General features: G+C 61.1%; 24 protein-coding genes. 6 read left to right on the top strand and 18 right to left on the bottom strand.

Annotated elements, in window-relative coordinates; all coding sequences use genetic code 11:
- The first annotated feature begins 37 nt into the window (after window positions 1-37).
- Complete coding sequence (locus HDF09_RS02625; RefSeq protein WP_183761013.1) at window positions 38-463, top strand: TOBE domain-containing protein; 426 nt, start codon at window positions 38-40, stop codon at window positions 461-463.
- 110 nt (window positions 464-573) lie between these two features.
- On the opposite strand, the gene HDF09_RS02620 is transcribed toward HDF09_RS02625, so the two are convergent.
- From HDF09_RS02620 to HDF09_RS02610, 3 genes are all read right to left on the bottom strand, one after another.
- Window positions 574-2,016 carry a cytochrome P450 gene (locus HDF09_RS02620; RefSeq protein WP_183761011.1) on the bottom strand — a complete coding sequence of 481 codons (1,443 nt, stop codon included), beginning with the start codon at window positions 2,014-2,016 and terminating at the stop codon, window positions 574-576.
- Between the two features lie 245 nt (window positions 2,017-2,261).
- Window positions 2,262-2,936, bottom strand: a complete 675-nt coding sequence (gene tmk / locus HDF09_RS02615) for a dTMP kinase (protein WP_183761009.1) — start codon at window positions 2,934-2,936, stop codon at window positions 2,262-2,264.
- Between the two features lie 294 nt (window positions 2,937-3,230).
- The gene (locus HDF09_RS02610; protein WP_183761007.1) at window positions 3,231-3,581 is read right to left on the bottom strand and encodes a hypothetical protein; all 351 of its coding nucleotides are present in this window, start codon (window positions 3,579-3,581) and stop codon (window positions 3,231-3,233) included.
- A 99-nt stretch (window positions 3,582-3,680) separates the two neighbouring features.
- On the opposite strand from HDF09_RS02610, the gene HDF09_RS02605 reads away from it, so the two are divergent.
- On the top strand, window positions 3,681-4,328 hold the full coding sequence (locus HDF09_RS02605) for a hypothetical protein (RefSeq protein WP_183761005.1): 648 nt from the start codon (window positions 3,681-3,683) through the stop codon (window positions 4,326-4,328).
- A 394-nt stretch (window positions 4,329-4,722) separates the two neighbouring features.
- Here the strand turns inward: HDF09_RS02605 and HDF09_RS02600 are convergent, their stop codons facing one another.
- From HDF09_RS02600 to HDF09_RS02590, 3 genes are all read right to left on the bottom strand, one after another.
- Complete coding sequence (locus tag HDF09_RS02600) at window positions 4,723-5,559, bottom strand: response regulator (protein WP_183761003.1); 837 nt, start codon at window positions 5,557-5,559, stop codon at window positions 4,723-4,725.
- A 57-nt stretch (window positions 5,560-5,616) separates the two neighbouring features.
- Window positions 5,617-6,633 (bottom strand): UDP-3-O-(3-hydroxymyristoyl)glucosamine N-acyltransferase, encoded by a 1,017-nt coding sequence (gene lpxD, locus HDF09_RS02595; RefSeq protein ID WP_183761001.1) that lies wholly within the window; start codon window positions 6,631-6,633, stop codon window positions 5,617-5,619.
- A gap of 227 nt (window positions 6,634-6,860) precedes the next feature.
- Complete coding sequence (locus tag HDF09_RS02590; protein ID WP_183760999.1) at window positions 6,861-7,400, bottom strand: DUF6982 domain-containing protein; 540 nt, start codon at window positions 7,398-7,400, stop codon at window positions 6,861-6,863.
- A gap of 217 nt (window positions 7,401-7,617) precedes the next feature.
- Between HDF09_RS02590 and HDF09_RS02585 the strand changes: the two genes are divergently transcribed.
- Window positions 7,618-9,510 carry a CCA tRNA nucleotidyltransferase gene (locus HDF09_RS02585; protein WP_183760996.1) on the top strand — a complete coding sequence of 631 codons (1,893 nt, stop codon included), beginning with the start codon at window positions 7,618-7,620 and terminating at the stop codon, window positions 9,508-9,510.
- A gap of 202 nt (window positions 9,511-9,712) precedes the next feature.
- Here the strand turns inward: HDF09_RS02585 and HDF09_RS02580 are convergent, their stop codons facing one another.
- The 7 genes from HDF09_RS02580 to pdxT form a co-directional block, all read right to left on the bottom strand.
- On the bottom strand, window positions 9,713-10,540 hold the full coding sequence (locus HDF09_RS02580) for an isocitrate lyase/PEP mutase family protein (RefSeq protein ID WP_183760992.1): 828 nt from the start codon (window positions 10,538-10,540) through the stop codon (window positions 9,713-9,715).
- 39 nt (window positions 10,541-10,579) lie between these two features.
- Window positions 10,580-10,804: a hypothetical protein gene (locus HDF09_RS02575; RefSeq protein WP_183760989.1), complete on the bottom strand. Its 225-nt coding sequence runs from the start codon at window positions 10,802-10,804 to the stop codon at window positions 10,580-10,582.
- The gene (locus tag HDF09_RS02570; RefSeq protein WP_183760986.1) at window positions 10,801-11,574 is read right to left on the bottom strand and encodes a cytochrome c oxidase subunit 3; all 774 of its coding nucleotides are present in this window, start codon (window positions 11,572-11,574) and stop codon (window positions 10,801-10,803) included. Before HDF09_RS02570 ends, HDF09_RS02575 begins: the two co-directional genes overlap by 4 nt.
- Window positions 11,575-11,609: 35 nt before the next feature.
- Window positions 11,610-13,466: a cytochrome c oxidase subunit I gene (locus HDF09_RS02565; protein WP_183760983.1), complete on the bottom strand. Its 1,857-nt coding sequence runs from the start codon at window positions 13,464-13,466 to the stop codon at window positions 11,610-11,612.
- The gene (locus HDF09_RS02560; protein WP_311718453.1) at window positions 13,463-14,257 is read right to left on the bottom strand and encodes a cupredoxin domain-containing protein; all 795 of its coding nucleotides are present in this window, start codon (window positions 14,255-14,257) and stop codon (window positions 13,463-13,465) included. Before HDF09_RS02560 ends, HDF09_RS02565 begins: the two co-directional genes overlap by 4 nt.
- 58 nt (window positions 14,258-14,315) lie before the next feature.
- A complete protein-coding gene (locus HDF09_RS02555; protein WP_183760980.1) occupies window positions 14,316-14,519 on the bottom strand; it encodes a hypothetical protein in 204 nt (67 codons plus the stop codon).
- 119 nt (window positions 14,520-14,638) lie between these two features.
- A complete protein-coding gene (pdxT, locus tag HDF09_RS02550; RefSeq protein ID WP_183760977.1) occupies window positions 14,639-15,286 on the bottom strand; it encodes a pyridoxal 5'-phosphate synthase glutaminase subunit PdxT in 648 nt (215 codons plus the stop codon).
- 701 nt (window positions 15,287-15,987) lie between these two features.
- Here pdxT and HDF09_RS02545 point away from each other — a divergent pair.
- The gene (locus tag HDF09_RS02545) at window positions 15,988-16,332 is read left to right on the top strand and encodes a hypothetical protein (protein WP_183760974.1); all 345 of its coding nucleotides are present in this window, start codon (window positions 15,988-15,990) and stop codon (window positions 16,330-16,332) included.
- 164 nt (window positions 16,333-16,496) lie between these two features.
- Here HDF09_RS02545 and pdxS read toward each other — a convergent pair whose 3' ends face one another.
- Both pdxS and HDF09_RS02535 read right to left on the bottom strand, forming a co-directional pair.
- Complete coding sequence (gene pdxS / locus HDF09_RS02540) at window positions 16,497-17,450, bottom strand: pyridoxal 5'-phosphate synthase lyase subunit PdxS (RefSeq protein WP_183760971.1); 954 nt, start codon at window positions 17,448-17,450, stop codon at window positions 16,497-16,499.
- A gap of 314 nt (window positions 17,451-17,764) precedes the next feature.
- The gene (locus tag HDF09_RS02535; RefSeq protein ID WP_183760968.1) at window positions 17,765-18,427 is read right to left on the bottom strand and encodes a leucine-rich repeat domain-containing protein; all 663 of its coding nucleotides are present in this window, start codon (window positions 18,425-18,427) and stop codon (window positions 17,765-17,767) included.
- A gap of 164 nt (window positions 18,428-18,591) precedes the next feature.
- Here HDF09_RS02535 and HDF09_RS02530 point away from each other — a divergent pair, with 164 nt between their 5' ends.
- Window positions 18,592-19,311, top strand: a complete 720-nt coding sequence (locus HDF09_RS02530) for a glycosyltransferase (RefSeq protein ID WP_183760965.1) — start codon at window positions 18,592-18,594, stop codon at window positions 19,309-19,311.
- 116 nt (window positions 19,312-19,427) lie between these two features.
- Here HDF09_RS02530 and HDF09_RS02525 read toward each other — a convergent pair whose 3' ends face one another.
- The 3 genes from HDF09_RS02525 to HDF09_RS02515 form a co-directional block, all read right to left on the bottom strand.
- Entirely contained in the window at window positions 19,428-19,961 is a 534-nt protein-coding gene (locus HDF09_RS02525; protein WP_183760962.1) for a PaaI family thioesterase, read from the bottom strand.
- Window positions 19,962-20,024: 63 nt separating this feature from the next.
- Entirely contained in the window at window positions 20,025-22,541 is a 2,517-nt protein-coding gene (locus tag HDF09_RS02520) for a RecQ family ATP-dependent DNA helicase (protein ID WP_183760959.1), read from the bottom strand.
- Window positions 22,542-22,649: 108 nt separating this feature from the next.
- Window positions 22,650-23,153, bottom strand: a complete 504-nt coding sequence (locus HDF09_RS02515; RefSeq protein WP_183760957.1) for an energy transducer TonB — start codon at window positions 23,151-23,153, stop codon at window positions 22,650-22,652.
- 106 nt (window positions 23,154-23,259) lie between these two features.
- On the opposite strand from HDF09_RS02515, the gene HDF09_RS02510 reads away from it, so the two are divergent.
- Window positions 23,260-24,255, top strand: a complete 996-nt coding sequence (locus HDF09_RS02510; RefSeq protein WP_183760955.1) for a serine hydrolase — start codon at window positions 23,260-23,262, stop codon at window positions 24,253-24,255.
- Window positions 24,256-24,301: the final 46 nt, after the last annotated feature.

Genomic DNA, 24,301 nt, shown 5'->3' with positions numbered 1-24,301 from the left:
GGGTACGATAGATACGATAGGGATGAGGAGACTGTACATGAAGACGAGCGCGCGGAATATGTTGGCGGGAACGATCAGCAAGATTACGAAGGGTGCTGTGAACTCCGAGGTGCTGTTGAGGACTGCGGGTGGGGATGAGGTTGCCGCGATCATTACCAATGGCAGCGTGGATGCCATGGGTTTGAAGGATGGGATGAAGGCCTATGCGCTGGTGAAGGCGAGTTGGATCATCCTGGGGAAGGAGTTGGATAAGAGCAGGATCAGCACGCGGAATATTCTTTGTGGTGTGGTGGAGAGTATTCATGAGGGGAGCGTGAATGATGAGGTTTCGATCAAGCTGCCAGGTGGGGAGTTGCTGACCGGTGTGATTACTGATGGGAGTTTGCACCGGTTGGAGTTACATATAGGCGAGAGGGTTTGTGCGGCGTTCAAGGCTTCGAGTGTGATTGTTGCTGTGGATTGATGCTTGTCCTGCCGGACGGGCCCGCTGCGCGCGGGGTGGCCACTTCGTGGCGTGTGTATCGGTCTTGCTTGTGTCTGGTGCATGGGCCCTCCCTTTGGTCGGGATCTTTTTTAGCGGGGGATTAGCTGCATCACGAGCGGGTCGCGGGGGCGGAGGGTTATCTTGGCCTGGACCTCTGGCGGTGTCGAGCCGAGGTAGATCATGCGCCAGCGCTGGGCGATGGTGGCGATGCTGAAGACACCCTCCATCCAGGCGAAGCTCTCGCCGATGCACTGGCGGCTGCCTCCGCCGAAGGGGAAGTAGGCGAATTTGGCGCGGGCGGCTTTATTCTCCGGGGTGAAGCGGTCGGGGTCGAAGCGGAGTGGGTCGGGGAAGTACTGCGGGTCGCGGCCCATGATGTATTGGCTGAAGAAGAAGTGTGCGCCGGAGGGGATGGTGTAGGGGCCAAGGATGATGGGCTTGGTGGACATGCGGCCCATCGCCCAGGCGGGCGGGTAGAGGCGCATGGATTCAGCGAAGACTTGTTCGGTGTAGCGGAGGGCGGGGTAGTCGGGGAGTGTGGGGAGGCGTTGGGTGGCGCCGGTGCCTAGGACTGCGTCTAGTTCGGCGTGGAGTCTGGCTTCGATGGCGGGATTCTGGCTGAGGAGATACCAGGTCCAGGCGAGGCCGTTGGCTACGGTTTCGTAGCCGGCGAGGAAGATGGTGAGGACTTCGTCGCGGACCTGCTCGTCGGACATGCCGGTTTGCTGGGTGGGGTCGTCGGACTCGTACTTGCTGGCCAGGAGCATGGAGAGGAGATCTCCGCGATCTGGTTCACCGCGGGCGGCGGCTTCGCGATGCTCGCGGATGAGGCGGTCTACTACTGCGTCCAGGCGGCCTTTGGAGCGGCGAAACTTTATGATGCCGGGAATGGGCAGGTGGAGGAAGGATTCGATCTTGGGGAAGGCGACGATGAAGTTGTAGAGGTCCATGATGGTGTTGACCTCGTCGTTGATGCTGCGAATGTCGGCGGTGACCTCGGTGTTGAAGAGCGTGCGGGCGACGATTTCGAGGGACAGCTTCATGCTGGCGGCTGAGATGTCGATTGGCTGGCCGGAGGGAGATTCCTGCTGCCAGGTTTCGCTCTGGTGGGCGGCGCAGGCTACGATCTGGTCGCCATAGGCGGCGATGCGCTGGCGATGGAAGGCTGGCGCGGCGATCTTACGCTGACGCATGTGGATGGGATCGTCGGAGGTGATGAGGCCTTCGCCGAGGAGGACTTTCATGCGGCGGACGGTGCGCTCTTTGACGAAGCTGGCGGCCTGGGTGACGAGGATCTCGCGGATGTACTCGGGGTCGTTGATAAAGACGATGGGAGTGCCGAGGAAGCGGTAGCAGGCGATGTTGCCGTAGGTTTTGAGGAGGTGCTCGAAGAGGAGGATGGGGCTGCCTAGTTTGACCCAGGGCTTGAAGGCGTAGAAGGGGAGGGAGCGCTTGAGGCCTGGTGGCATGCGTCCCGTGTTGCTGCTGACCGGTTCTGGGGGAGCTTCGAGGGTGAGGGGAGGGGTGGTCATTTGCGTCGTCTCAGGTGACTTTGACTTGGTTAACTGCCTTAGAAGCTGTCCAGACGCTGTCCTGCCGGACGGGCCTCCTGCGCGGAGAGCGGGCGTTCGCACGCCTTTTTGCGAAGCGGTATACACGTCACGAAGTGACCGCCCTCCGCGCAGGAGGCCCGTCCGGCAGGACAGCTTCTTAGACGAGGAGAACATACTTCTGGTGGGCGCGGTGGGCGGCGTTGACGAGGTGGAAAGAAACGGGATCAGGCTTCGGCGGCGTCGAGTCGGGAGAGGACGATGTCGCGGATGATCTCTTCGATGTGGTCGATGGAGGCGTCGTCGCGGATGACGGCGACGCGGTGGGGCTCGCGGGCGGCGATCTCTTCGTACTTCTCGTAGATGCGGCGATAGAAGTCGTCGGACTCGCGCTCGAAGCGGTTTTCGTCGGTGCCTTGCTTTTCGACGTGGCGCTGGTTGCGGCGGCGGGCGCGGCGAAGGGAGGACTCGAGCGAGGGGAGGAGGAGGAGGGTGAGGTCGGGCTGGAGGTTGTCGCAGGCGGCGGCGTGCATGGCTAGGATGCGCTGGCTGCCTAGCTGGCGGCCTCCGCCTTGATAGGCCTCGGAGGAGTCGGTGTAGCGGTCGCAGAGGATGATGGAGCCGGCGGCGAGGGCGGGGAGAATGACCTCGGCGATGGACTGGGCACGGTCGGCGAACATGAGGGACATCTCGGCGGCGGGGGCGATGGGGCCGAGGGCGGCTTCGGAGCGGGAGTCGAGCAGGATGCTGCGGATGCGGTCGCCGAGGGCAGTGCCGCCGGGCTGGCGGAGGGTGACGACGGTGCGGCCTTTGGACTCGAGCGAGGTGGCCAGGCGGCGTAGTTGAGTGGTCTTTCCGGAGCCGTCGAGGCCTTCGAAGGTGATGAAATATCCGCGCGGCATTGTCTTCAGCTTATCCCAGATGGTGATGGGGGAGAGTTCGGGAGAAAGTATTGGCCAGTCGATCCCGAGAAGGATTATTATGTTGCGCGCTGCGGAAAGCGAGTGCAGCAGAGGGCCCTAACGTATGATGATGGTCGTGATTTTTGCAATGGTCTTTGTGCTTCTGGCATTGGGTTTGGTAATTACGCTGATGGTTCGGTCTCACGGTCGCGAGTTTCATGGCAGACAGCTGAGAGCCGGGAGTGAGACGCACGGAGTGAAGTGAGCCTGCCGGGCTCGAACGGATGATGGGATCTACCTGGTGACGGTGGGCGCGGGTTGCCAGGTCACACTGGCGGTAGTAATGGCGATGGCCAGGGAACCTTCTGCTCCTTCTTTGAGGAAGGGGCCGTCGGATTTGTGTTCCTGGTGGGCGCTGTCGGTGTAGAGAAGCTTGGTGGGGCCGGAGCCGAGGACCTTGAAGCGATAGTGGAAGTCGGCGCCGGTGGCGAGGTTTTGTGTGCCGAAGCTGGCGCTGGGGTAGTCGACTTCGAGGAGCTCGATGGGCTTGCCGGTGTGATTGCTGACCGTGGTCTCAACGTACGGGGAGTGGCAGCCGGTCGCGGCGAGGCTGGTGAGAAGGGCGAGCGCGAGCAGAGAACGCATAAGGTTCAAGGTTATCAGGGTGGGACTACAGAGACCCGAGATGCTGGTCCTTAGCGTAGATTGTTTTACATGCGCTCGGTCCTCTTTTCTTTATGCCTAATGTTCGCGCTTGCGAATGCTCCTCAAGCGGGAGGGCTTCAGTCGAAGCAGGCTGATGCACAGACGACATACAATCACATTCCAGCCAACATGGAGGCGCTTGTCTGTTCAGATCCTGAGCAACAGGCCGACTGCAAGATCTATTTTGCTGGGTTTGCCCACACGCTAGACCTTATCTTTGCCACTGATTCGAAAGGCGACGCTGGTGATGGTCTTTGTGGCGACATCTCAGACTTGATCTATGAATTTGCGCATGAGGTCCAGACAAATCCAAAAGCACGTACTGAAGAAACGCATACCGTTTTGGCTACGCTGCTCATCAGGGATCACAACTGTTCAAAGCGAAAAGGTCAAAGTCGCATTCAAAACCATGTATCCGCAGGGGAACTCATAGATATGTGCCACGCCGGAGATATCGCGTTTAGTTCGTGTTCCCAGTATCAGGCGGGGTTTCTTAGCGCCGTGCTTTTCGTGTCGGAACAAACAGGAAAACCAGTTTTGTGTGGCGATCAGCGCCTAATTAATCCTTTGAGTGTGTCAACAATGCTTAACGACAGACTTCAAGCTAATTTCCGGCTTCGTCGCGATCCGGCTGTAGCGGTCATGCTCGATGAGCTAAAAGCAAACATGCCGTGTTCGAGTAAGTAGGGCGGGAATCTGCCAATTTGCCCTGAGGGTAGTTTTTATATCTGCCAGTTGTCCGTTATCAGGTCATTTGAAGGAGAACTAATGAGTTCGAGGAACGTGAGAGAAAAACTATGGCTGGCTATCCGTGCGCTCACGACGAGCGGGGGAACGCTTCAGGAGCGCCTCGTAAGTGCTGCAACGGGTTTGTGTAGCCTTCCATCGAATAACGAACTGCCCAAGCAATATGAAGAGGCTCTTAGTTCGATAATTCGAAATCTGACCAAGAATCATGCTGTAGGGAATGAAGGCAGGATTGAGGCCACTACAAGAAAAATAAGCGACCAGGACGCTAGTCGGATCGCTAATGAAATTCTTGATCTTTACACCAGCCTCAGAGGTGGAATATGAAGATTTTTTAGAGGAAGGGTAGAAGTTCGGAGGTTCGGGTGGGGGGCTTGTCGAGGATGCGGGCGGTGAGGACGGCTCCGGAGCGGTTGTCGTGTAACGTGATGGGGAAGGCGAGGACGCTCCAGGTGAGTTGTGGCTCCTGCGGTCGGGGTTGGGCGAGGAGGCCGCGATGGGTGCGGTCAATGTAGGTCTCGCGGGTGAGGCAGACGGTCTGGAGGACGTCGCTCCAGTCGCGCATGAAGGGACGCATCTCCTGAAAGACGCTGCGGCCGATGAACCACTCGCGAGGTTGGCCGAGGTATTCGGCGACGCTGTCGTTGCAGTACTGCCAGATGCCTTTCTCGTCGAAGATCTGGACGAGGACATCGGTGCCGATAGCCATGGCGATGCGGGAGTAGAAGAAGTCGCGGGCATCGACGACGACTGGTGCGCCACGGCGTTTCGCTTCGAGGGAGCTGAGGGCGTCGAGGAGATCTTCGACGGAGCTGTGGCCCTTGAGGAGATGCATGTCTTCGACGCCGCCGAAGTAGCGATCGATAGTGGCCGAGAGAATGATGATGGGGACGTGGGGCCGGCGGCGGCGGAGGAGAGCTGCGACCTCGGTGCCGAACTGGCCTGCTCCGAGATGATAGTCGAGGACGGCTATGTCGATGTTGTTGAAGAGGTCGGTTGCCTCTTCGATGGTGGAGGCGGGAACGCACTCGTAGCCGTGCTGGCGCAGGATGGCGGAGCGGAGATGGAGATTGGTGGGTTCGTCATCGAGCAGAAGGACGCGAACGGGTTGGGTGGTGGTGCTTTGCATCTCGTTCGTGCCGTTGCGGAGACTTTCGGGAGGTTCCATCATGTCCTACCCCCAAGTACCTCTTTGATTTATATACGACGAGGGTCACCTGGTGGATGGTTATTTTAGTTTCGACTTAATGTCGCGTAGTAGTTCGGGAAGGCGATTGAAGAGCGCGACGGAACGAAGCCACTGCCGGTTGTCGATGGCGGGATAGCCGCTGACGACTTTTCCGGGGGCTACGTCGTTGGGAATTCCGCTTTGGGCGGTGGCGATGGCTCCGTCGCCGATGGTGCAGTGGCCGGCGACGCCGACCTGGCCTGCGAGGATGACGTTTTTGCCGATGATGGTGGAGCCTGCGAGGCCGACCTGGGCGCAGAGGAGTGTGTTCTCGCCTACAGTGGAGCCGTGGCCGACCTGGACGAGGTTGTCGATCTTGGCACCGGCGTGGACGCGGGTTTCGCCGATGGAGGCGCGGTCGATGCAGGCGTTGGCCTGGATCTCGACGTTGTCTTCGAGGATGGCGGGGCCGGATTGAAGGATCTTGTACCAGGTGCCGTCGGATTGGCGGGCGAAGCCGAAGCCGTCGGCGCCGACGATGGCTCCGTTCTGGAGGGTGACGTTGTCGCCTAGCTGGCAGTGTTCGCGGACGATGGCGTGGGCGTGGGCGAAGAGGTTGTCGCCGATGCCGGCGTGGGGGTAGATGACGACGTGGGGGAGAATGACGGCGTTGTCGCCGATGGTGACGTGATCGCCGATGACGGCGTAGGCGCCGATGTGGGCGTTGGCGCCTATTCGCGCGGTGGGAGCGATGGCTGCGGTGGGGTGGATGCCGGGGGCGTAGGTGGGAGGCTGATAGAAGAGCTCGATGGCGCGGGCGAAGGCGAGGTAGGGATTTTTGAGGCGGAGGGTGTGGGCGGGGATCTGGGGGAAGTCGGGTTCGACGAGGACGGCGGTGGCCTGGGTGGTGTGGGCGAGGGAGGCGTACTTTGGATTGGCGACGAAGGCCAGGGCTCCGGCTGTGGCGGCTTCGATGCCGGCTACCTGGGTGATTTTGGCGGCGGGATCGCCGTGCAGGGTGGCGCCGAGGTGGTCGGCCAGTTCGGCTAGAGTTACCGATTTCGGACTGGATGGCATGGGGTGGATTGTAATGGAACGGGCTGGTGGAGCGTGCTGTCCTGCCGGACGGGCCCACTGCGCGCGGGGCGGCCACTTCGTGGCGGGTATACCCCTTTGGTTGGCGCTCCCGTTGGTCGCGAAGGGAGATGATTCCGACCAACGGGAGGACCACGCGAAGCTCTAAACGGGCGTGCGAACGCCCGCTCTCCGCGCAGGAGGCCCGTCCGGCAGGACAGAGTCTGGATTCAGTTGGGGCGGGTGTTGGGTGGGATGAGGTTGGTGAAGAGGTCCTCCTGGAGGCTGGGGACCGATGAGGCGGGAAGGGGTTTGCGGCGCGAGGGGGTGGTGATGACGGCGAGAAGTTGGAGGTCAGTGATGGAGGTGCGCGGGACGAAGATGCGCTGGGTGTTGGAGCGGACGTCAGGTGGGGTGAGCTGGAGGCCGGTGTCGTTGATGAGGTCGTCGGCGAGGGTGATGTCGATGGGGGCGAGGCCTTCGAGGAGGTCGCCGGAGCGGAAGGTGAGGCGGAGCCAGAGGCCTTCGGTGCGGGGCTTGGCGAGGAAGGTGCGGCGGGTGAGGCGTTCGGGGTTGGCGGTGTCGTGGAGGTTGTAGTCGCGGACGTAGCAGATGTGCTTTATGTCGTTGATGGAAAGGGAGATGACACGCCCTTCGAGGTCGAGGAGGTCGACGATGCGGTTGCGCGTGAAGCCGGCGAGCGGCAGGTAGCCGGGGAGGGTGTCTCCGGTGAAGCGGCGGACGATGACCTTCTTGTGCGCGGAGGACATAAGGACTCGCGGATTGTCGCATACCAGGGGTTAGAGCAACGAAAAAGGTGCAATCGGAGTAGTCAATTCGCTAATGCTGTGTTACATTGGCCTTTTGCGTTTACCTGTGCTCACCATTATAAACGCTTGATTCGTCGGAGCTTAGCCTGGAGTTGGAGGGGGCTTCGATGGGTTGCGGCGGTCCGGTTTGAACCGGCTTGGAGTAAAAGTACCAGTTATGGCCGACTACATCTACCTGCTCGAAAATCGCCTCTCTCAAGCGCAGCGTGACTCGCTGCTGGCAGTACGCGAAGTGGCTCGCGCCAAAGGACTTACCGTGTTTCTGGTGGGGGGCGCGGTGCGGGACATGACCAGCGGATCGCCAGTGCGGGATCTGGATGTAGTGGTTCAAGGAAACGCTCTCAAGCTGAAGAAAGATTTAGAGAAAGCTCATGCCGTGATCACCGGGGAGAACGAGGCCGGACAGGCGCTGTTTGTGCGGTTTCCCGGTGGTGTGAGGATGGAGATTGGCAGCACTTTGACGGTGACTTATCCGAAGCCGGGTAAGCCGGTGGTCAAGGCTGCAACGATCCTGGACGATCTGCGGCGGCGGGACTTCACGGCGAACGCGATGGCGCTCTCGCTGAATGACGGCTCGTATGGCTTGCTGATGGATCCGCTGAACGGGGTGGCGGACATTGAGAATCGCGAGCTGCGGCTGGTGAGCAACTATGGGTTCATCGAAGATCCGGTGAGGATGATTCGTGCTGCGCGGCTGATGGCCCGGCTGGGCTGGCAGATGGATGAGAAGACTCAGGCGCGGTATGAGACGGGCAAGCAGGAGGGGTACATCTCGGCGATGGGAGAGTTTCATCGGGGGTATGAGACCGAGGAGATCTTCCACGAGGAGGATCCGCTGCGGGTGCTGCGCAAGCTGGAGGCCGAGGGGTGGATGAAGGATCTGTTCCCGGCGCTGTCGTCGGCCAAGGCGAATGTGACGGAGCTGGAGAAGCTGCGGGATGTGCAGTCGCAGTTGCAGATGCAGGGGATTCATCCTGAGGCGGCGGTTGCTAATTTTCCTTACCTGACGGCGAAGATGGCTCCGAAGGAAGTGGCTGCGCTGAAGAAGAGCTTTGCGCGGCAGGGGTTCGTGCACGAGATCGAGACGCTGGAGGACGAGGCGAAGGCGTTTGCGACGGAGTTCTCGGGCAAGGGCGCGGCGTCGCCTTCGCAGGCGTGGAAGCTGCTGCACTCGGCGAAGCCGGAGTCGATCTTGTGGGTGGCGCATACGTCGAAGAACGCTGGAATTCAGAACAAGTTCAAGGGATTCTTTACCGAGTGGGCTCACGCGAAGCAGAGGCTGCCTTATACGTTGATGCAGGAGATGCGGATCGTTCCTGAACTGCCTGGGTATGGCGAGCTGCTGGACAAACTTTTCTTTGAGCTGATGGATGGCAAGCTGGGAACGGTTGAGGAGATGAAGGCTTATCTTGAGCCTTACTCGCCGCCAGCTCCTCCTCCGCCGGTTCATCTGCGCAGGCCGCGCGTGGCGAAGAAGGATGCCAAGCCTGCCAAGAGCCGCAAGAAGGCTGCTGCGGTGGATGCGAATGGAGATGCTGAGGCTGTTGCGGCTGCGGAGACGAACGAAGTTCAGGCGGGTTCTCCAGCGCCTGCGAAGAGTGGCGTGGCGAAGGCTGCTGTGCCAATGAAGACTACTGCGCCAGTGAAGGTTGCTGCGCCGCTGAAGCTTGTTGCGAAGAAGGCTGCACCAGTCCCTAAGGCTGTTGCTCCGGTGAAGGGTAAGGCGGTTGCCAAGGCTCCGGTGAAGGTCGCGGCCAAGAAGGTGGTGGCAAAGACCGCTGCGAAGAAGGTAGCAACGAAGGCGCCGGCGAAGAAGGCCGTCAAGGCTGCGAAGAAGGCTCCGGTGAAGGCTGTCGCAAAGAAAGCTCCAGGGAAGGCTGCGGCCAAGGCTCCTGTAAAGAAGCATGCTCCGGCAAAGAAGCATGCGCCTGTGAAGAAGGTCGCGGCAAAGGCTGCTCCTGCGAAGAAGGCGGCGGCGAAGCATGCTCCTGCGAAGCATCATGCTCCTGCGAAGAAGGCAGTGAAGGCCGCTCCCAAGAAACGCCGCTAACGGTCTCTTGCTCCGTCTGGATACCGGCGAGTATTTATGCGGAACGTTTGGGTAGAAAGGTTCGGAAGGTTGTGAAGGGTGGAGAGACCCTCGGGATCTTTCGCTGCGCTCAGGATGACAGCAGAGGCTTGGTGACCTTCGGATTCCTTTCCCTTCGACAAGCTTAGGGTCAGGATGACGGCAGAGGCGTGGAACGCAAGAGTTAGCGCTTGTGTTCGGTCATGTAATGGGCCATCTCTGCGCTCGGAATGGCGTCCGCTGCGAAGCTGAAGGTGCCCTGGTCTTTCACTTCGCGGGCTGCTCGTAAGAATGCGCCAAATGCGGCGCGGGCGAATGCTCCACCTACGCTGATTCTCTTGACACCGACGGCGGCAAGCTCCTCGACGGAGAAGGTTGCTCCTTTGAGACCCATCAGGACGTTGACCGGTTTGGAGACGGAGGCACAGACCGTTCGGATCGCTTCAAGGGTGGGGAGTCCGGGTGCGTAGAGAACGTCGGCGCCCGCGTCGTCGAAGGCCTGGAGGCGACGGATGGTGTCGTCAAGATCAGGTTTGCCGTGAAGAAAGTTTTCGGCTCGCGCGGTGAGGAGGAGTTGATGGCGATGGGCAGCTTCGGACGCTGCCACAATCCGATCCTTGGCCGCCTGCAGTTCGTAGATTGGATTGGATGGATCGCCGGTGGCGTCTTCGATCGATGCGCCGACGAGTCCGGTAGCAGCGGCAAATCGGATGGTCTCCGCACAGCTATCAGGGGAGTGGCCGAATCCGTTCTGGAGGTCTGCTGAGACGGGGAGTGTGGTGGCGTCTGCGATCTCGCGTGCGTTTTCGAGAAGGTGCTCACGAGTGAGCTCTGGTGCGGAGTCCTGATATCCGACGGAGAAGGCAAAGCCAGCGCTGGTGGTGGCGAGGGCTTCGAAGCCGAGTGCAGCGAGGATCTTTGCGGTACCGGCGTTCCATGGGTTGGGAATCACGAAGGCTCCCGGGCGCTGATGAAGCGCTTGAAACGCTTTGTATTTTTGGTCGCGTGTCATCTTTGGAGTTCTCCTAGGGGAAGAGATCTGAAGGTCGAGCTAGCGGTGGCGTTTGAAGAGGAAGAGGGAACCGAGGAAGACACTGCTGGCCGTTGCGGTTAACAGAATGATGGCGTGGCGGTAGGCGGCCTGGGTTTTTGGTGGGGTTGCGGCGGTGTTGTCCTGGCATTGCGTGCAACCCTGGGCGTGGGTTGGCGCGGGGCTTGTGAGTGACGCCGCGAAGAGAATGCATGCGATGAGAGTTCTTCGCGAGATGCAGTTCATTGGAAGAAGACGAGGAGGGTGAAGAGGAAGAGCCAGAGGAGGCCCATGGCGTGCCAGTACCAGGCTGCGCCGTCGACCAGGATCTGGCGGGTTTCTAGCTGGCGGGAGACGTAGAGGCCGGTGAAGGCGGTGATGAGGGCGGTGATGCCAAGGAAGAGATGGATCGCGTGGACGCCGGTGATGAGGTAGAAGAAGTGGCTGCTCTGGTTGGTCTTGAAGAAGATGTGCTGGAGGGCGAGCTGACGCCAGGCGATCCACTGACCGGTGAGGAAGAGAAAGCCGAGCGCAATGGTTGCGGAGATCCAGGGCCGGGCTCGGCGGGTGATCGGCTTTCCCAGGCCCAGCCACTCGTCCATGACGTCGGTCTCGCGGAACATGTTGCGGCGGGCGAACTCAATGGCGGCGGAGCTGAGGAGAAGGACGGCGGTGTTGAGCCAGAGGATGGGGGGGATGGTGGTGGGGAGCCACTCGTTGACGTAGTGGTTGTAGGCGTCGAAGTGGCCGGTGGACTGGTTGACGAAGAAGGTGCTGACGATGGCGACGAAGAACATGAGATCGCTGGCCAGGGCGAAGAAGAGGCCCATGCGGTAGCGATGGAGGCGCTCATAGGGGCCGCGTCGACCGTTGGGGCGATCGTTCCAGTTGTCGTTGTCTCCGCCGCCGCCGGTTCGTTTGTCGGTTGGCGGGCGTCGGCCTGAGCCGTTGTCGTGGTCTTCAACGCGGCGTTTTCGTTCCTGCTCGGTTTTATTGGGAGTGATGGTTGCCGGCATGAAGTTGCCCTCTGAGTGCACGCGTATTGGACAGCTTACTCCGGTTTTGTGTCTGTGACGTCTTCGATTTCATCTTGCTCGAATGGGATGGGCGCCCATTGTGGCAGGAACGAAACTTCAACCTTGTTGGATTGATAGTGACATGGTTGATAGTGACATGGAGCACGGTGTACGGAGATCTCTGGTGTATCGGATGCGGGTAGTGGGGGGAAAGGATTCATGGAGGGGTGCCATTCGAGCGTCGTGGCTTGCCAGGGGTTAGACGATGCAATCTTTCCTTTGCGCAGGCTGCGGGCGAGATTGAAGAGAAAGATGAGCTGCGCGGTGGCGAGGAAGATGGCGGCGTAGGTGATGAAGCGGTTGAGGGGGAGGGTGTGGGAGAGGAGTGCTCCGGCGGGACTGAGGGAGCCGCCTGGGCCGGGGATTCCGGTGAGCTGCCCGTAGTGGCGGGGTTCGCCGGCGAGGCCGGTGAGGTGCATGGGAAGGAAGACGGCGTAGGCTCCGAGGAGGGTGCACCAGAAGTGGAGGTGGCCGAGGGGTTCGGAGAGGAGGCGGCCGGGGTGTTGGCTGGTTGCGGTGAGGAGGGGAAACCAGTAGTAGGTGGCGGCATAGAGGCCGAAGATGCCGGCCATCGCCATGATGAGGTGGAAGTGGGCGACGACGAAGAAGGTGTTGTGGAGGTACTCATCGAGGATGGGCTGGGCGAGGATGGGGCCGGTGAGGCCTCCGGTGAGGAAGAGGCTGACGAAGCCGAGGGCGAAGAGCATGGGGGTTTTGTAGCTGGGCCTGGAGCGCCAGATGGTGGCGAGCCAGCTTAGGACTTTGGCAGCAGCCGGGAGCGCGATGGCCATGGTGGAGATGGAGAAGGCGGAGCTGGCGAAGGGGTTGAGGCCGGCTACGAACATGTGGTGTCCCCAGAGAAGGATGCCGAGGAGGCCGATGAGGAGGGTAGTGGTGATCATGGTGCGATAGGCGAAGACTCGGCGGTGGCTGAAGTTCGCGAGCAGCATGGAGGTGAGGCCCATGCCGGGGAGGATGGCGATGTAGACCTCGGGGTGTCCGAAGAACCAGAAGAGATGGAGCCAGAGGAGGGGGCTGCCGTTGCCGCCCTGGTGCAGGATGCCGTTGACCAGGTCGCCGGTGGGGAGGAAGAAGCTGGTGCCGGCATGGCGGTCGCAGAAGAGGAGCAGGATGGCGGCGAGCAGGACCGAGAAGGCGATGATGCTGAGCAGAGCGGCGGTGAACCATCCCCAGACGGTGAGAGGGAGGCGCTCCCAGGTCATGCCGTGGCAGCGGTTGCGGAGGATGGTGGTGAGGGTGTTGATGGAGCTCGCCGTGGAGGCAATGGCGAAGAGGGCGATGCTGGTGAGCCAGAGGTCCATGCCGAGGGCCTGGCCGGGGCCAGAGCTTGCGACTGCGCTTAGGGGTGGGTAGGCGGTCCAGCCGGAGATGGCGGCTCCGCCGGGGACGAAGGTGGAGCTTAGGAGAATGAGGAGGGCGGCGGCGGTGAGCCAGAAGCTGGCGGCGTTGAGGGCAGGGAAGGCCATGCTGCGAGCACCGATCTGCGCGGGGAGGATGAGGTTGCCGAAGCCGGCCTGGGGCGCGGTGGTGAGGACGAAGAAGAGCATGATCGTGCCGTGGATGGTGACGAGCGCCAGGTAGTCTTCGGGGAGGATTGGGCCGTGGAGGGGGAGAGGCCAGTCGGGCCAGACGAGGTGGATGCGCATCAGGAGGGAGAGGAGGGTGCCGATGACTACCGCGATGAGTGCGAGGACCAGGTACTGGATGCCGATGACTCGGTGATCGGTGGAGAAGAGGGCGGCGCGGAGCCTTGGACTTGTGGAGCTTGCGGGGTGCGGTTGCGCTGGTGGGGTGTTGAAGGGGGGAGTCATGGGGCCGCCTTTTGTTTTGCGGCTAGCCAGGTTGCGAATTGGTCGGGGGGCAGGATGAGGAGCGTGGCGTTCATGCGGTAGTGGCCGAGGCCGCAGAGCTGGGTGCAGAGGATGGCGTAGGTGCCGGGGGTCGTAGGGGTGAAGTGGAGGTGGATGGTCTGGCCGGGGACGGCGTTCTGCTTGAGGCGCATTTCGGGGATGGAGAAGCCGTGGATGACGTCCTGGGCGCGGAGGCGGAGGTCGACCTCACGGTTGGCGGGGAGGACGAGTTGGGAGGAGACGAAGTCGTCGGCGGAGTGCGGGTCGGTTGAGCTGAGGCCGAGGGGATTGCCTTCTCCGGGGGCTACGAGGCTGGGGTTGGTGAGGCCGAAGGTGGCGTCGGGACCGGGATAGCGGAAGTACCAGGCGAACTGGACTCCGGTGACCTCGACCTGGAGGGCTGTGGGGGAGGCTCCGGTGTAGCGGGAGGAGGCCCAGAGGCGCTCGGCCTTGAGGGTGAGGGCGGCGAAGAGGAGGGCGAGGGCGGCGAGCGGAAGGTACTCGATGCGCCAGAGCTGGGTTGGTTCGGAGTGGCGCCGGGCGAGGAGGCCGATGAGGAGGATGAGGTGGGCGAGGGCGAGGAGAGCGAGGGCAATCCAGAGGTTGAGGAGGAGGTGGTGATCGAGGGCGAGGCCGTGGGCGCTGGCGTCTCTGGGTAACAGCCATGGGCTGCGGATTGCGGCGTGATCGAGCCAGAGACTGCGGAGACAGAGGCTGGGGAGACAGGCGCTCGTAAGGCGGGAGCAGATCACCTGTGCAGGATATCTTGTCCGCGAGGTGAGAGGAGAGCCTTCAGCCTTGCTTAGCGCTTCAGCCTAGCTTGCCGAGGAGGAATGCGTAGAGGATGACGATGATGATGGCTGCAGCCATTCCGACCAGAAGAGGAGCGAGCCTGTCAATGTCGACTGCATTGGCTATGCTGTCGAGCTGCGTTTTTTTGCCGGTGAAGAGAAGGAACTGACCTTCGGATCTTCCGTTCTTGAGGACATCCGTCTGGCCGAGGCTGGAACTCATATACACAAATGCTAGTTACGACGGCGTAAAGAAGTCATAAAGATTTGGCCTAGATGCGGGATCCATTAGCGGCTTTGGGGTTTGGTTTCAGGAACTTGTGTTTTCAGGAGTCTGTGTTTTCAAGGAGCCGACGCTAAGATGGCTTTGGACGAGGTCGAGGAGACGATGTCGAGGAAGAGCTGGTGGACGCGGGGGTCGTGGCCCAGCTCGGGGTGGAAGGTTGCGGCGAGGAGGTGACCCTGGCGGACGAGGACGGGGAAGTCGTCGCGGGTGGCCAGGATTTCGACCTGAGGGCCGGTGCCGGTGATGCGGGGGGCGCGGATGAAGACCATCTCGAGGGGGCCGCCGGGGAGTTTGGTGGGGGCGGTGAGGATGGTGGAGTCCAACTGGCGGCCGTAGGCGTTGCGCTCGATGGTGATGTCGAGGGCAGCGAGGGAGATTTGGGCGGGATTTTGGACGTCGTTGGCGAGGAGGATGGCTCCGGCGCAGGTTCCGAAGGTGGGGATGGTGCGGACGAGGGTGGTGAGGGAGTCGAGGAAGCCGTTGCGCTCGAGGAATTTGAGCATGGTGGTGGACTCGCCACCGGGGATGATGAGGCCGTCGATGCTGGAGTGGCCGTCGGGGGTGAAGAGCTGGTCGGGGGTTCGGATGAGTCTTGTGGCAATGCCAAGGGTGGCCAGGGTCTTTGCGTGGGCCTCGTAGGCGCCCTGGAGAGCCAGGATGCCGAGGGTGGGCGCGTGATGTTTCGGAGCTGGTTGCCGTGTCATATCCCCTCCCCCTGGGTCTCACGCGTAAAGTATCTGTTATGAACAGCTTGTAGGTTACCTAACACTGCAAAGTCTTCCAAAGCAAGGACTTACTTGTAAAGTGTTCTTGCGGAAGGCATTAGCTCCGGTTGATGGAGGCTTTCGTCCTTTCTGTCGGTTCTTGCAGGTAAAGACTTGCCTAACCTAAGTATAAAGGATTGGATCACCCCAATACGCCACTCGTAACTGTAGTTTATTGAAGGGCTTATGGGAATTTCGGGCTTGACAACCGGTTTTGCCCGCATTCTCCACGGGATGGATGATGCGCGAGATCGTTCAGGACTTCAATATTCGCTGAAAGACTGTGTCCTGCCGGACGGGCCCACTACGCTTGCCACCCCACGAACGAAGACCTGTTCGTGGGGACCCCGATTCGGGCGGCCACTTCGTGGCGTGTATACCGGTCTTGGCGGAACGATCTGCATCGGTCCTCCCGTTGGTCGGAATCATGTTCCCTCCGACCAACGTGAGGACCGGGCGAAGCTCTAAAAAGGCGTACGAACGCCCGCCCTCCGCGCAGGAGGCTCGTCCGGCAGGACAGCGTTGGGCGTTTTAGTGCGGGCGGATTGGCCAAGTGAAGATCTGGCGCGGGATGCACCGTTTGGGGGATGGCTTCGGGGAGGCTGTTTCGCTATAGATAGGGGGTGCGAGTTCATCGGGCCATGGTTAGTTCGTGCGTCGTGTTTTTGCTGATGGGTCTGTCGGCTGGGGCGTCGGTTGCGCCGCTGGTTCGACCTGACGCTGTTGCCGAGAGACGGATCGTGGCTGCGCCGCCGGTGGGAGATGCGGCCGCGCTGCAGGCTAGTCTGCGGCGAGATGTTGCGGAGCATCCTGAGGAGTTCGTGGTGTTTCCGACTGCGGCGGGGGCGAGTCAGTTCATGTCGGAACATCGCTTTGCTGTCGAGATGGAGACCAGTGGCAGGATTCTGTCGCGTGGGGTGATGGGGTACTGGCAGGGGAAGACGATCGTGGTTTTGCCCTGGGAGCCGCTTAAGAACTTTCAGTAAAGAGCAGGGAGAGGCTTGTCCTGCCGGACGGGCCCACTACGCTTGCCACCCCACGAACGAAGACCTGTTCGTGGGGACCCCGATTCGGGCGGCCACTTCGTGGCGTGTGTACCGGTCTTTGTTGGTCAGGGGTATGGGTCCTCCCGTTGGTCGGGGGGGACTTTTTACCAGCCTCGGGTTTGCATTAGGTCTTGCTCTTCGATGGCTGCTGCGGCTAGCCCCTTCATGGAGCCTATGACTGATTCGCTGGCTTCAGCTACGATCTTGGGGTCGTTGAAGTGAGTGGTCGCGATGACGATGGCGCGGGCACGGCTGACGGCCTCTTCGCGCTCCTTTGGGTCGTTCTCGACGTCGAGCGGAGTGGCGCGCTCCTTCATGAAGATTCCTGAACCTACGAAGACGGTCTCGGCGCCCAACTGCATCATGAGGGCTGCGTCGGCTGGGGTAGCGATGCCGCCGGCGGAGAAGTTGGGGACGGGGAGCTTGCCGGCTTTGGCGACCATTCTTACTAGCTCGTATGGGGCGCCGTGGACCTTGGCGGCGTTGTAGAGCTCTTCGTCACCGAGGACGGTGAGGGCCTTGATCTCACGGACGATCTGGCGCATGTGCTGCACGGCGTGGACGACGTCGCCGGTGCCGGGCTCGCCTTTGGTGCGGATCATGGCTGCGCCTTCGGCGATGCGGCGAAGGGCTTCGCCGAGGTTGCGGGCGCCGCAGACGAAGGGCGTGGTGAAGGCGTGCTTGTCGATGTGGTAGGTCTCGTCGGCGGGGGTGAGGACTTCGGACTCGTCGATGAAGTCTACGCCGAGGTGCTGGAGTACCTGGGCTTCGGCGAAGTGGCCGATGCGGGCCTTGGCCATGACGGGGATGGAGACGGCGGCGATGATCTGCTTGATGAGTTTGGGGCTGGCCATGCGGGCGACGCCGCCTTCGGCGCGGATCATGGCGGGGACGCGCTCGAGGGCCATGACGGAGATGGCACCGGCCTCTTCGGCGATGCGGGCCTGCTCGACGTTCATGACATCCATGATGACGCCGCCTTTGAGCATCTCGGCGAGGCCGAGCTTGAGGCGGAGAGACGGGGAGCTGAAGTTGCCGTTGGTGGTGTGGTCTGCCATGGTGTCTCCTTGTTTCTTGTGGCGATGCGCGGTTTCTTGTGGCGGTGCGCGGCGGTGGGCGCACGATGCTGCGGGATTGTCCGCGAGGATTTTAAGTTTAGCAGCTTTGGAGTCCTGCCGGACGGGCCTCCTGCGCGGAGGGCGGTCACTTCGTGACGCGTATACCTTGTCGCGGCAGGATGAACCTCGACGGTTCTCCCGTTGGTCGAAATCAACTTTCCTCCGACCAACGGGAGGACCAGCCGAAGGGGTATACAAGTCACGAAGTGACCGCCCCGCGCGTAGCGGGCTCGTCCGGCAGGACAAAAGAATAGCTAACGATATACAGCGCAGCCTCGTGCTTCGAGGTCTGCTATCCATTCGCACTCTTTCAGCGTCGTGACCCAGCGTAGATCTAGTTTTTCTAGTCGAGGGAGGCTCGCAATGGCGGGCGGTAGCTCGGTGAGCGGGTTGCCGCGGAGATCGATCTGGCGGAGCTCCTGCATCAGGCTGATGGAGTCTGGCAGCGTGCTCACCTTGTTGTTTCTGAGGTGGAGCTCGCGGAGATGGGAGAGGCGTTCGATGGAGACGGGCAGGGACTCCAGTGAGTTGTCGGAGATGCGAAGCTCCTGCAGACGAGACATTCCGGTGACGCACTCTGGCAGGACGTGAAATGCGTTTTCGCTGAGATTGAGGTAGCGCAGGTGGGTCAGCTTGGCATAGGAGTCGGGCAGCGAACTTAGGCGATTGTCGTGAAGGTAGAGAAAGTCGGTGAGGCTGGGAAGGTCGCCGATCTCGGGGGGCACTTGGCTGAGTTGGTTGTGGCCTAGATCCAGCATGCGAAGCTTCGTAAGACGGCTTATCTCTTCGGAGACCTGGGTGAGTCCGTTGTCGGCTAGAACCAGCGTTTCGATCTCGGTTTGTTGCCATACGGAGTCGGGCACCTCTCCGAGTTGCTGCTTCCATAGGTTCAGATGGAGGGCTGGGGAGGCTGGCATGTGATCGATCTTAGCTTGCCTTTAGCTCGCCGGCGGTGTTGGCGAATTTGGGACAGCAAGGGTGAATTTGGCTGAAAATTCAACTGCAATTTATCAGGGCAATGGGGTTGCAGCTTCAAGCTGCGCTTGCGGGGCGGTGTGCGGGCCTCGACGGAGGCCTCTGTATGGTTGGTGAACTGACGATTGTGATTCCGGCGAAGAACGAAGTGGCGATGCTGCCTAGACTGCTGGAATCTCTTTGCAGGCAGGACTATACGGGGATGGCGCAGACGCGGGTGCTGGTGGCGGATGCGGGTTCGACTGACGGGACGGTGGAGATGGCACTGGGCTTTCGCGGCCGGCTGGCAGTAGAGGTGGTGAAGGGTGGGCTGCCTTCGGTTGGGCGCAATGCTGGGGCTAAGCTGGCGAGTACGAAGTATGTGCTGTTTCTGGATGCGGATGTGGAGATGCCTGAGCCTACGCTGTTGCGGCGGGCGTTGTGGCGGATGGAACGGCGGGGATTGCACCTGGCAACGACGAATATTGCCTGCCGGCAGGGGAGTTTATTCGACGATCTGCTGTATGCGGGAAATAATTTGATGCAGAGGGTGGGGTCGTTTACCAAGCCGTTCGCTACGGGGATGTTTATGCTGTTTGACCGCGAGGTTTTTTGGGCGCTGGGTGGGTTCAATGAGCGGGCTCTGTTTGCGGAGGACTATCTGCTGTCGAAGGGTGTGGCGCGGCAGCGGTTTCGGATTGTGCGTGGGCGCGTGCTGACGACGAACCGGCGGTTTCAGAAGCTGGGGCACTGGCGGATGGTTTGGATGTTCTTCAAGACGATGGTGCATACGTGGGATGAGGAGTACTTTCTGGAGGATCAGGGGTACTGGGGTGAGGCTGGGTAGTTAGCTGCTTGTCCTGCCGGACGGGCCCACTTCGCGTGGCGCGGCCACTTCGTGGCGTGTGTACCGGTCTTGGTGAGGGAAGGGCTTTGGTTCGGCCGTTGGCCGACTTTAGACGGCTAGGTTTCAGTTTGGGCTAGGCCTGCGGCTAGTAGCTTCTCGTCGATTGCTATGAAGAGGCCCTTGCTGCGGGCCAGGACTGTGCCGTCTGGGAGCTGGATCTCGCCCTGGTGGAAGAACTTTCTGCCTGGCGTGCCGTCGGCCTTTGCTGGACGGCTGAGATGGCGGCCTATGAGGACTAACGGCTTGTAGAGCGGCACCGGCCGGAGGTAGTCGATCTCCATGTGACGGGTCATGGCGAGGACGTTGAGGGGACGGTTGAGCTTGCTCATTGCCTCGTCGAGGAGTGCGGCGACGATGCCTCCGTGGATGTGGCCCGGGGGGCCTTCGTGCATGCGGTCGAGCTGGAAGTGGCAGGTGGCGGTGATGGCCTGAGGGTTTGAGGTGTCGGTGGTGAAGTGGAGATGGAGGCCCTGGGGGTTGGCGGGGCCGCAGCCGAAGCAGTGATTGGCGCGCTCGTCGATGGTGGGGTTGCCGTCCATGGAGATGGGGGTGTGGCGGGCGTTGTCGGGGAGGGTTGTGTCTTTGCTCATAGATCGACCTGTGCTTGGACGTTAGCACAGAGAAGCGTGGAATGAATAGTGATTCAGTTTTGTTTAGGTAGTGCAGACCTGGATGATTCCGGGACCGAACTTTTCGATCTTGTCGAGGCCGAGACCGTGGACGGATTTTAGCTGCGTGAGGTTTTGCGGGTGCGCGAGGACTATGTTGCGGAGGGTGGTGGAGGCTAAGACGAAAAAGAGAGGGAGTCCGAGGCGCTCGGACTCGGATTTGCGCCATTCGCGGAGGCGCTCGTCGAGGGCTTGTTGCTGGGGGGTTAGGGAGTCGGTGGGTTCGGTGGTGGTGCATTGGCGGTGGAAGGTTTCGGTAGCTGTAGAGGTTGTGCCGCTCAAAACAAACTGCGGGGGTCTCTCCACTCCGCTACGCTTCGGTCGAGATGACGATTCATTGGATTGGCCAGAAAGTTCTTGTTCCCTGCGTTCCGGTCGAGATGACGATTCTCTTCTGGTCGTGATCGGTGGAGAGACGGAAGCTTCGGCGCGACAGAGAGCGATGACGTCGGCTCCGTAGCGGTCGGCTTTTTCGGGGCCTATGCCGGAGACGGTTAGGAGTTCGGAGATGGTCTTTGGAGTTGCGAGGACGAGGTTGTGGAGGACGCTGTCGCTGAAGACGATGAAGGCGGGTTTGCCGGTCTTGGCGGCTTCGGCTTTGCGCCAGTCGCGGAGGTTGGATTCGAGGATCTTTTGCGCGGGAGTATAGGTTGCGGTGGTTTGTTCTCGTTCGGCTTTGAGGGAGGCCTTGCTGGGGCGGGGGCCGGTGTTGGGGACGTTGCTCTTGCCGCTGCGCGAGCGGGTGCGGGACGAGGAGGTGGTGGAGGTGGTGGTGTCTTTGAGGAGGAGGTCGGGTGGCAGGGGGCCGGTGAGGGTGCGGCCTTCGTGGGTGAGGGAGGCCTTTTTGTAGGTGATGACGTTGCCTTCGGGGTTGGTCCACTGGTCGGTGTTGAGTGTGATGAGACCGGAGCGGGTTAGGGCGTCGAGGAGGGTGTCGAAGATCTTTCGGTCGGCGGCGGGGGTGTTGCGCAGGGGGCCGGTGGAGAGTTCGGTGTGGAGTTTTCCGGTGGCGCGGGTGGTGCCGTCGAGTGCGCGGAGGATGGCGCGAAGTTGACGCTCTTCTTCTGTGGTGGGTTGGCGGAAGATTTGTGCTGTTGCGCTCTGCGGGGAGCAGAAGTCGCAGTGGCCGCAGGGGCGGAGGCCGTCGTCGGTGTCGCCGAAGTGTTGGATGAGGGCGGCCATGCGGCACTGGGCGGACTCGGCGAACTGGACCATGCGGTCGATCTGGGAGCGGCGGAAGTTGATCTGGTCGTCGTAGCCTTTGCGCCAGGCGGCACTGCGGGGCGTGTCTTCGGCGGCGCGGACGTTGCCGGCCATGTCGATGTTGGCTGCGCCCTGGGCGATGAGTTTCTCGACGGCTTTGTCGAAGGTCTCGGCGTCCATCTTGAGGCGCTGACGGAGGAGGTCGGGCATCTGGTAGTCGTCGGAGAGAAGGGCAGCGACGCGGGTGAGGTCGGTGATGGCGGGGTAGTCGCGCTCGAGGAAGAAGTCGTGCATCTTGCGGTCGGCGAAGGAGTGGAGGAGCACGGTGCGGGAGGGTTGGCCATCGCGACCGGCGCGGCCTATTTCCTGGTAGTACTGCTCGACGGAGCCGGGGAGCGCGGTGTGGACGACGGTGCGGACGTCGGCTTTGTCGATGCCCATGCCGAAGGCGATGGTGGCTACTACTACTTCGAGATTGCCAGAGAGGAAGTGGCGCTGGACGCGTTCGCGGGTGGCTGGGTCGAGGCCTGCGTGGTAGGCGGCGGCGCTTCCGCCAAGCGTGGAGGCTAGTTCTTCGGCGGCTTTGCGTGAGGGCGCGTAGACGATGGCGGGGCGGTTGGAGCTTTCTTTAAGGAGGTTGGCGGTGAACTCGTTGCGGCGGGGCTTGGAGAGCTCGACGACTTCGATGGCGAGGTTGTGGCGGCGGAAGCCGTGGATGAAGAGCTCGGGCTGGGTGAGCTTGAGTTGGGTGATGATGTCGCGTTGGACGGTGGGCGTGGCGGTGGCGGTGAGGGCGATGACGGGCGCGGGGCGAAGGGCGGGGAGGAAGTCGCCGAGGGTGCGGTAGTCGGGACGAAAGTCGTGGCCCCAGGCGGAGATGCAGTGAGCCTCGTCGATGGCGATGAGCGAGGGTTTGCGGCGGGCGAGCATCTCGGGGAAGTTGGGGACGCGCATGCGCTCGGGCGCGATGAAGAGGAACTGGAGGGTGCCGTCGAGGTAGTCGCGGCAGGCTTGACGGGCCTGGTCGCGGGAGAGGCCGGAGTGGATGCGGGCGACGCGGAGGCCGGCGGCGGTGAGCTTGGTGGCCTGGTCGTCCATGAGTGCGATCAGGGGGGAGATGACGAGTGCGGTGCCGCCGCGGGCGATGGCGGGGAGCTGGTAGCAGAGGGACTTTCCTGCTCCGGTGGGCATGACGAGCAGGACGTCGCGGCCGTCGGTGGCGGCGCGACAGACGGCTTCTTGATTGGCACGGAAGGATTCGTGGCCGAAGGTTTTGTGGAGCAGGGAGGTGAGGTTCATGCGGCTTGCTTCGAGTTTCGCATAATCTTCGCGTAGGGCGAAGTGGCTGATGCGGAACTCGAGGTGGACAGCTTGAGTCCTGAGATGGTCGCAGGTTAATGAAAAGAGCTAGAAGATCTGGTAGTTCACTTCGACGGTCATCCGATACGGAACAGGTGTGCCGCGGTAGGTTGCGGGAGTGAACCGATACTGCGCTACGACTTTGACAGCATTTTCGTCGAGGGTGAGGGCTGCTTCTCGTTCCTTCATGGATACGGCATCAGCGGCCGACTTCGTAACGTGTATGTCGGTAGTGGTGCCGTCGGTGCGGACGATGAGCGAGACGAGGCAGTTGCCATGAATCTTTTTCTTTCTCGCTTTTTCGGAGAATTCTGGCTCGACGGAGAAGATGAGCTTCGGAGGCGTAACTCCGTCTCCAGCGTGATAGATGCCGAAGAAGTCTGGATTGGGGAGCGACTGTTTGGGATTTGCTTGTGGGTCCGGTTTCTTGCTCTCCGCGGACGATGCGGCGGGTGGAGCTTGTTGCGCGAAGGCCAAAGCTGGATTTGCGAGGGCGGTTTGGACTGTGAATCCGATGAGGAAGGTTATGACGCTGAGCTTGGTAGCGGTCATGATTTGTTGTTCTAAATCAGAGAGAGAGTAGCATGTATCGCGAATCCAGATGGTTCAAATTTCAGATGTAGATGAGCACTCGCGATGCGAGAAGGATGGATAGAGCATGTTGAATTCGCGGCGGGAGTTTTTGGTGAAGAGTGCAGCAGCGGTTGGAACGATGCAACTGGCGGGGCCTGCGATGGCTGTGGAGGCTTCATCGGATGCGATTCTCTCTCTGTTCAAGGGGCTTCCGGGAGAGGTTGCGGTGAAGATCTATGCGCCGGCGGCGGGTGGGAAGCCGGAGTTTCTGGTGGAGTCGAACTCTGCGAAGACGTTGTTTGCGGGGAGCGCGATTAAAACTTTCATTCTGTGCGAGGCGTTGCGGCAGGTGGATGCGCCGGAGGTGGTGCAGACGTTGAAGGCTCAACAGCTGAGTCTGGATGCGAGTGTGTGGTCGTTGGATAGCACGATGTTCAATCCGCCGAACCTGATTGGGAAGGTCTCGGAGAGGACTGCGCTGGAGGCAATGATCATGCATAGCGACAACACGGGAACAGATATGTGTTTGAAGCATGTTGGCCCGGAGAGGGTTCGGGAGTTTGTTGCTTCGGCGGGATTGAAGAGCTGCGTGATTCCTGAGAGCACGCGGTCGCTCTTCGGATATCTGCTGGGGGCTAAGGACTACAAGAGTTTTAGCTGGGAGGAGTTGGGAGCGGCGGCGAATGAGTCGATGGTGAACCTGCCGATGAATGATGTGCAGACGATGGCTTGCTCGGCCGATGATTTTGTGTCGTACTACTCGCGAGCGATGCAGGGGAGTTTTTTCAAGAACAAGGAGACGCTGAATGAGTTTCGCAGGATTCTTTCTTTGGGGGACGCGATCTGGCTGCTGCCGCTACCGCTGGGAGTGAGCGCGTTCTGCAAGGGTGGGAGCATCGACGTTGCGGGGTTTCATGCACTGTGCGCGCCGGGGGCGATGTTGTTTGACGAACGGTGGGTGTACTTCTGCCTGACGATCAACTGGGAGGCGAAGGCTGTGTCTGACCCTGCTACGGCGGGGGCCTTCGCATCTGCTGCCAGCCACGCACTTTCTCTGGTGAAGGAGAAGCTTTCGGCTTGAGCGGGTTGATGGAGGCTCAGCGGGTCGATGGAGATCGATGGGGAGC

Source organism: Edaphobacter lichenicola, assembly GCF_014201315.1.
Classification (GTDB): Bacteria; Acidobacteriota; Terriglobia; order Terriglobales; family Acidobacteriaceae; genus Edaphobacter; species Edaphobacter lichenicola_B.
The sequence above is the reverse complement of the archived record's forward strand: the minus strand, read 5'-3'. Positions and strand labels throughout refer to the sequence as shown.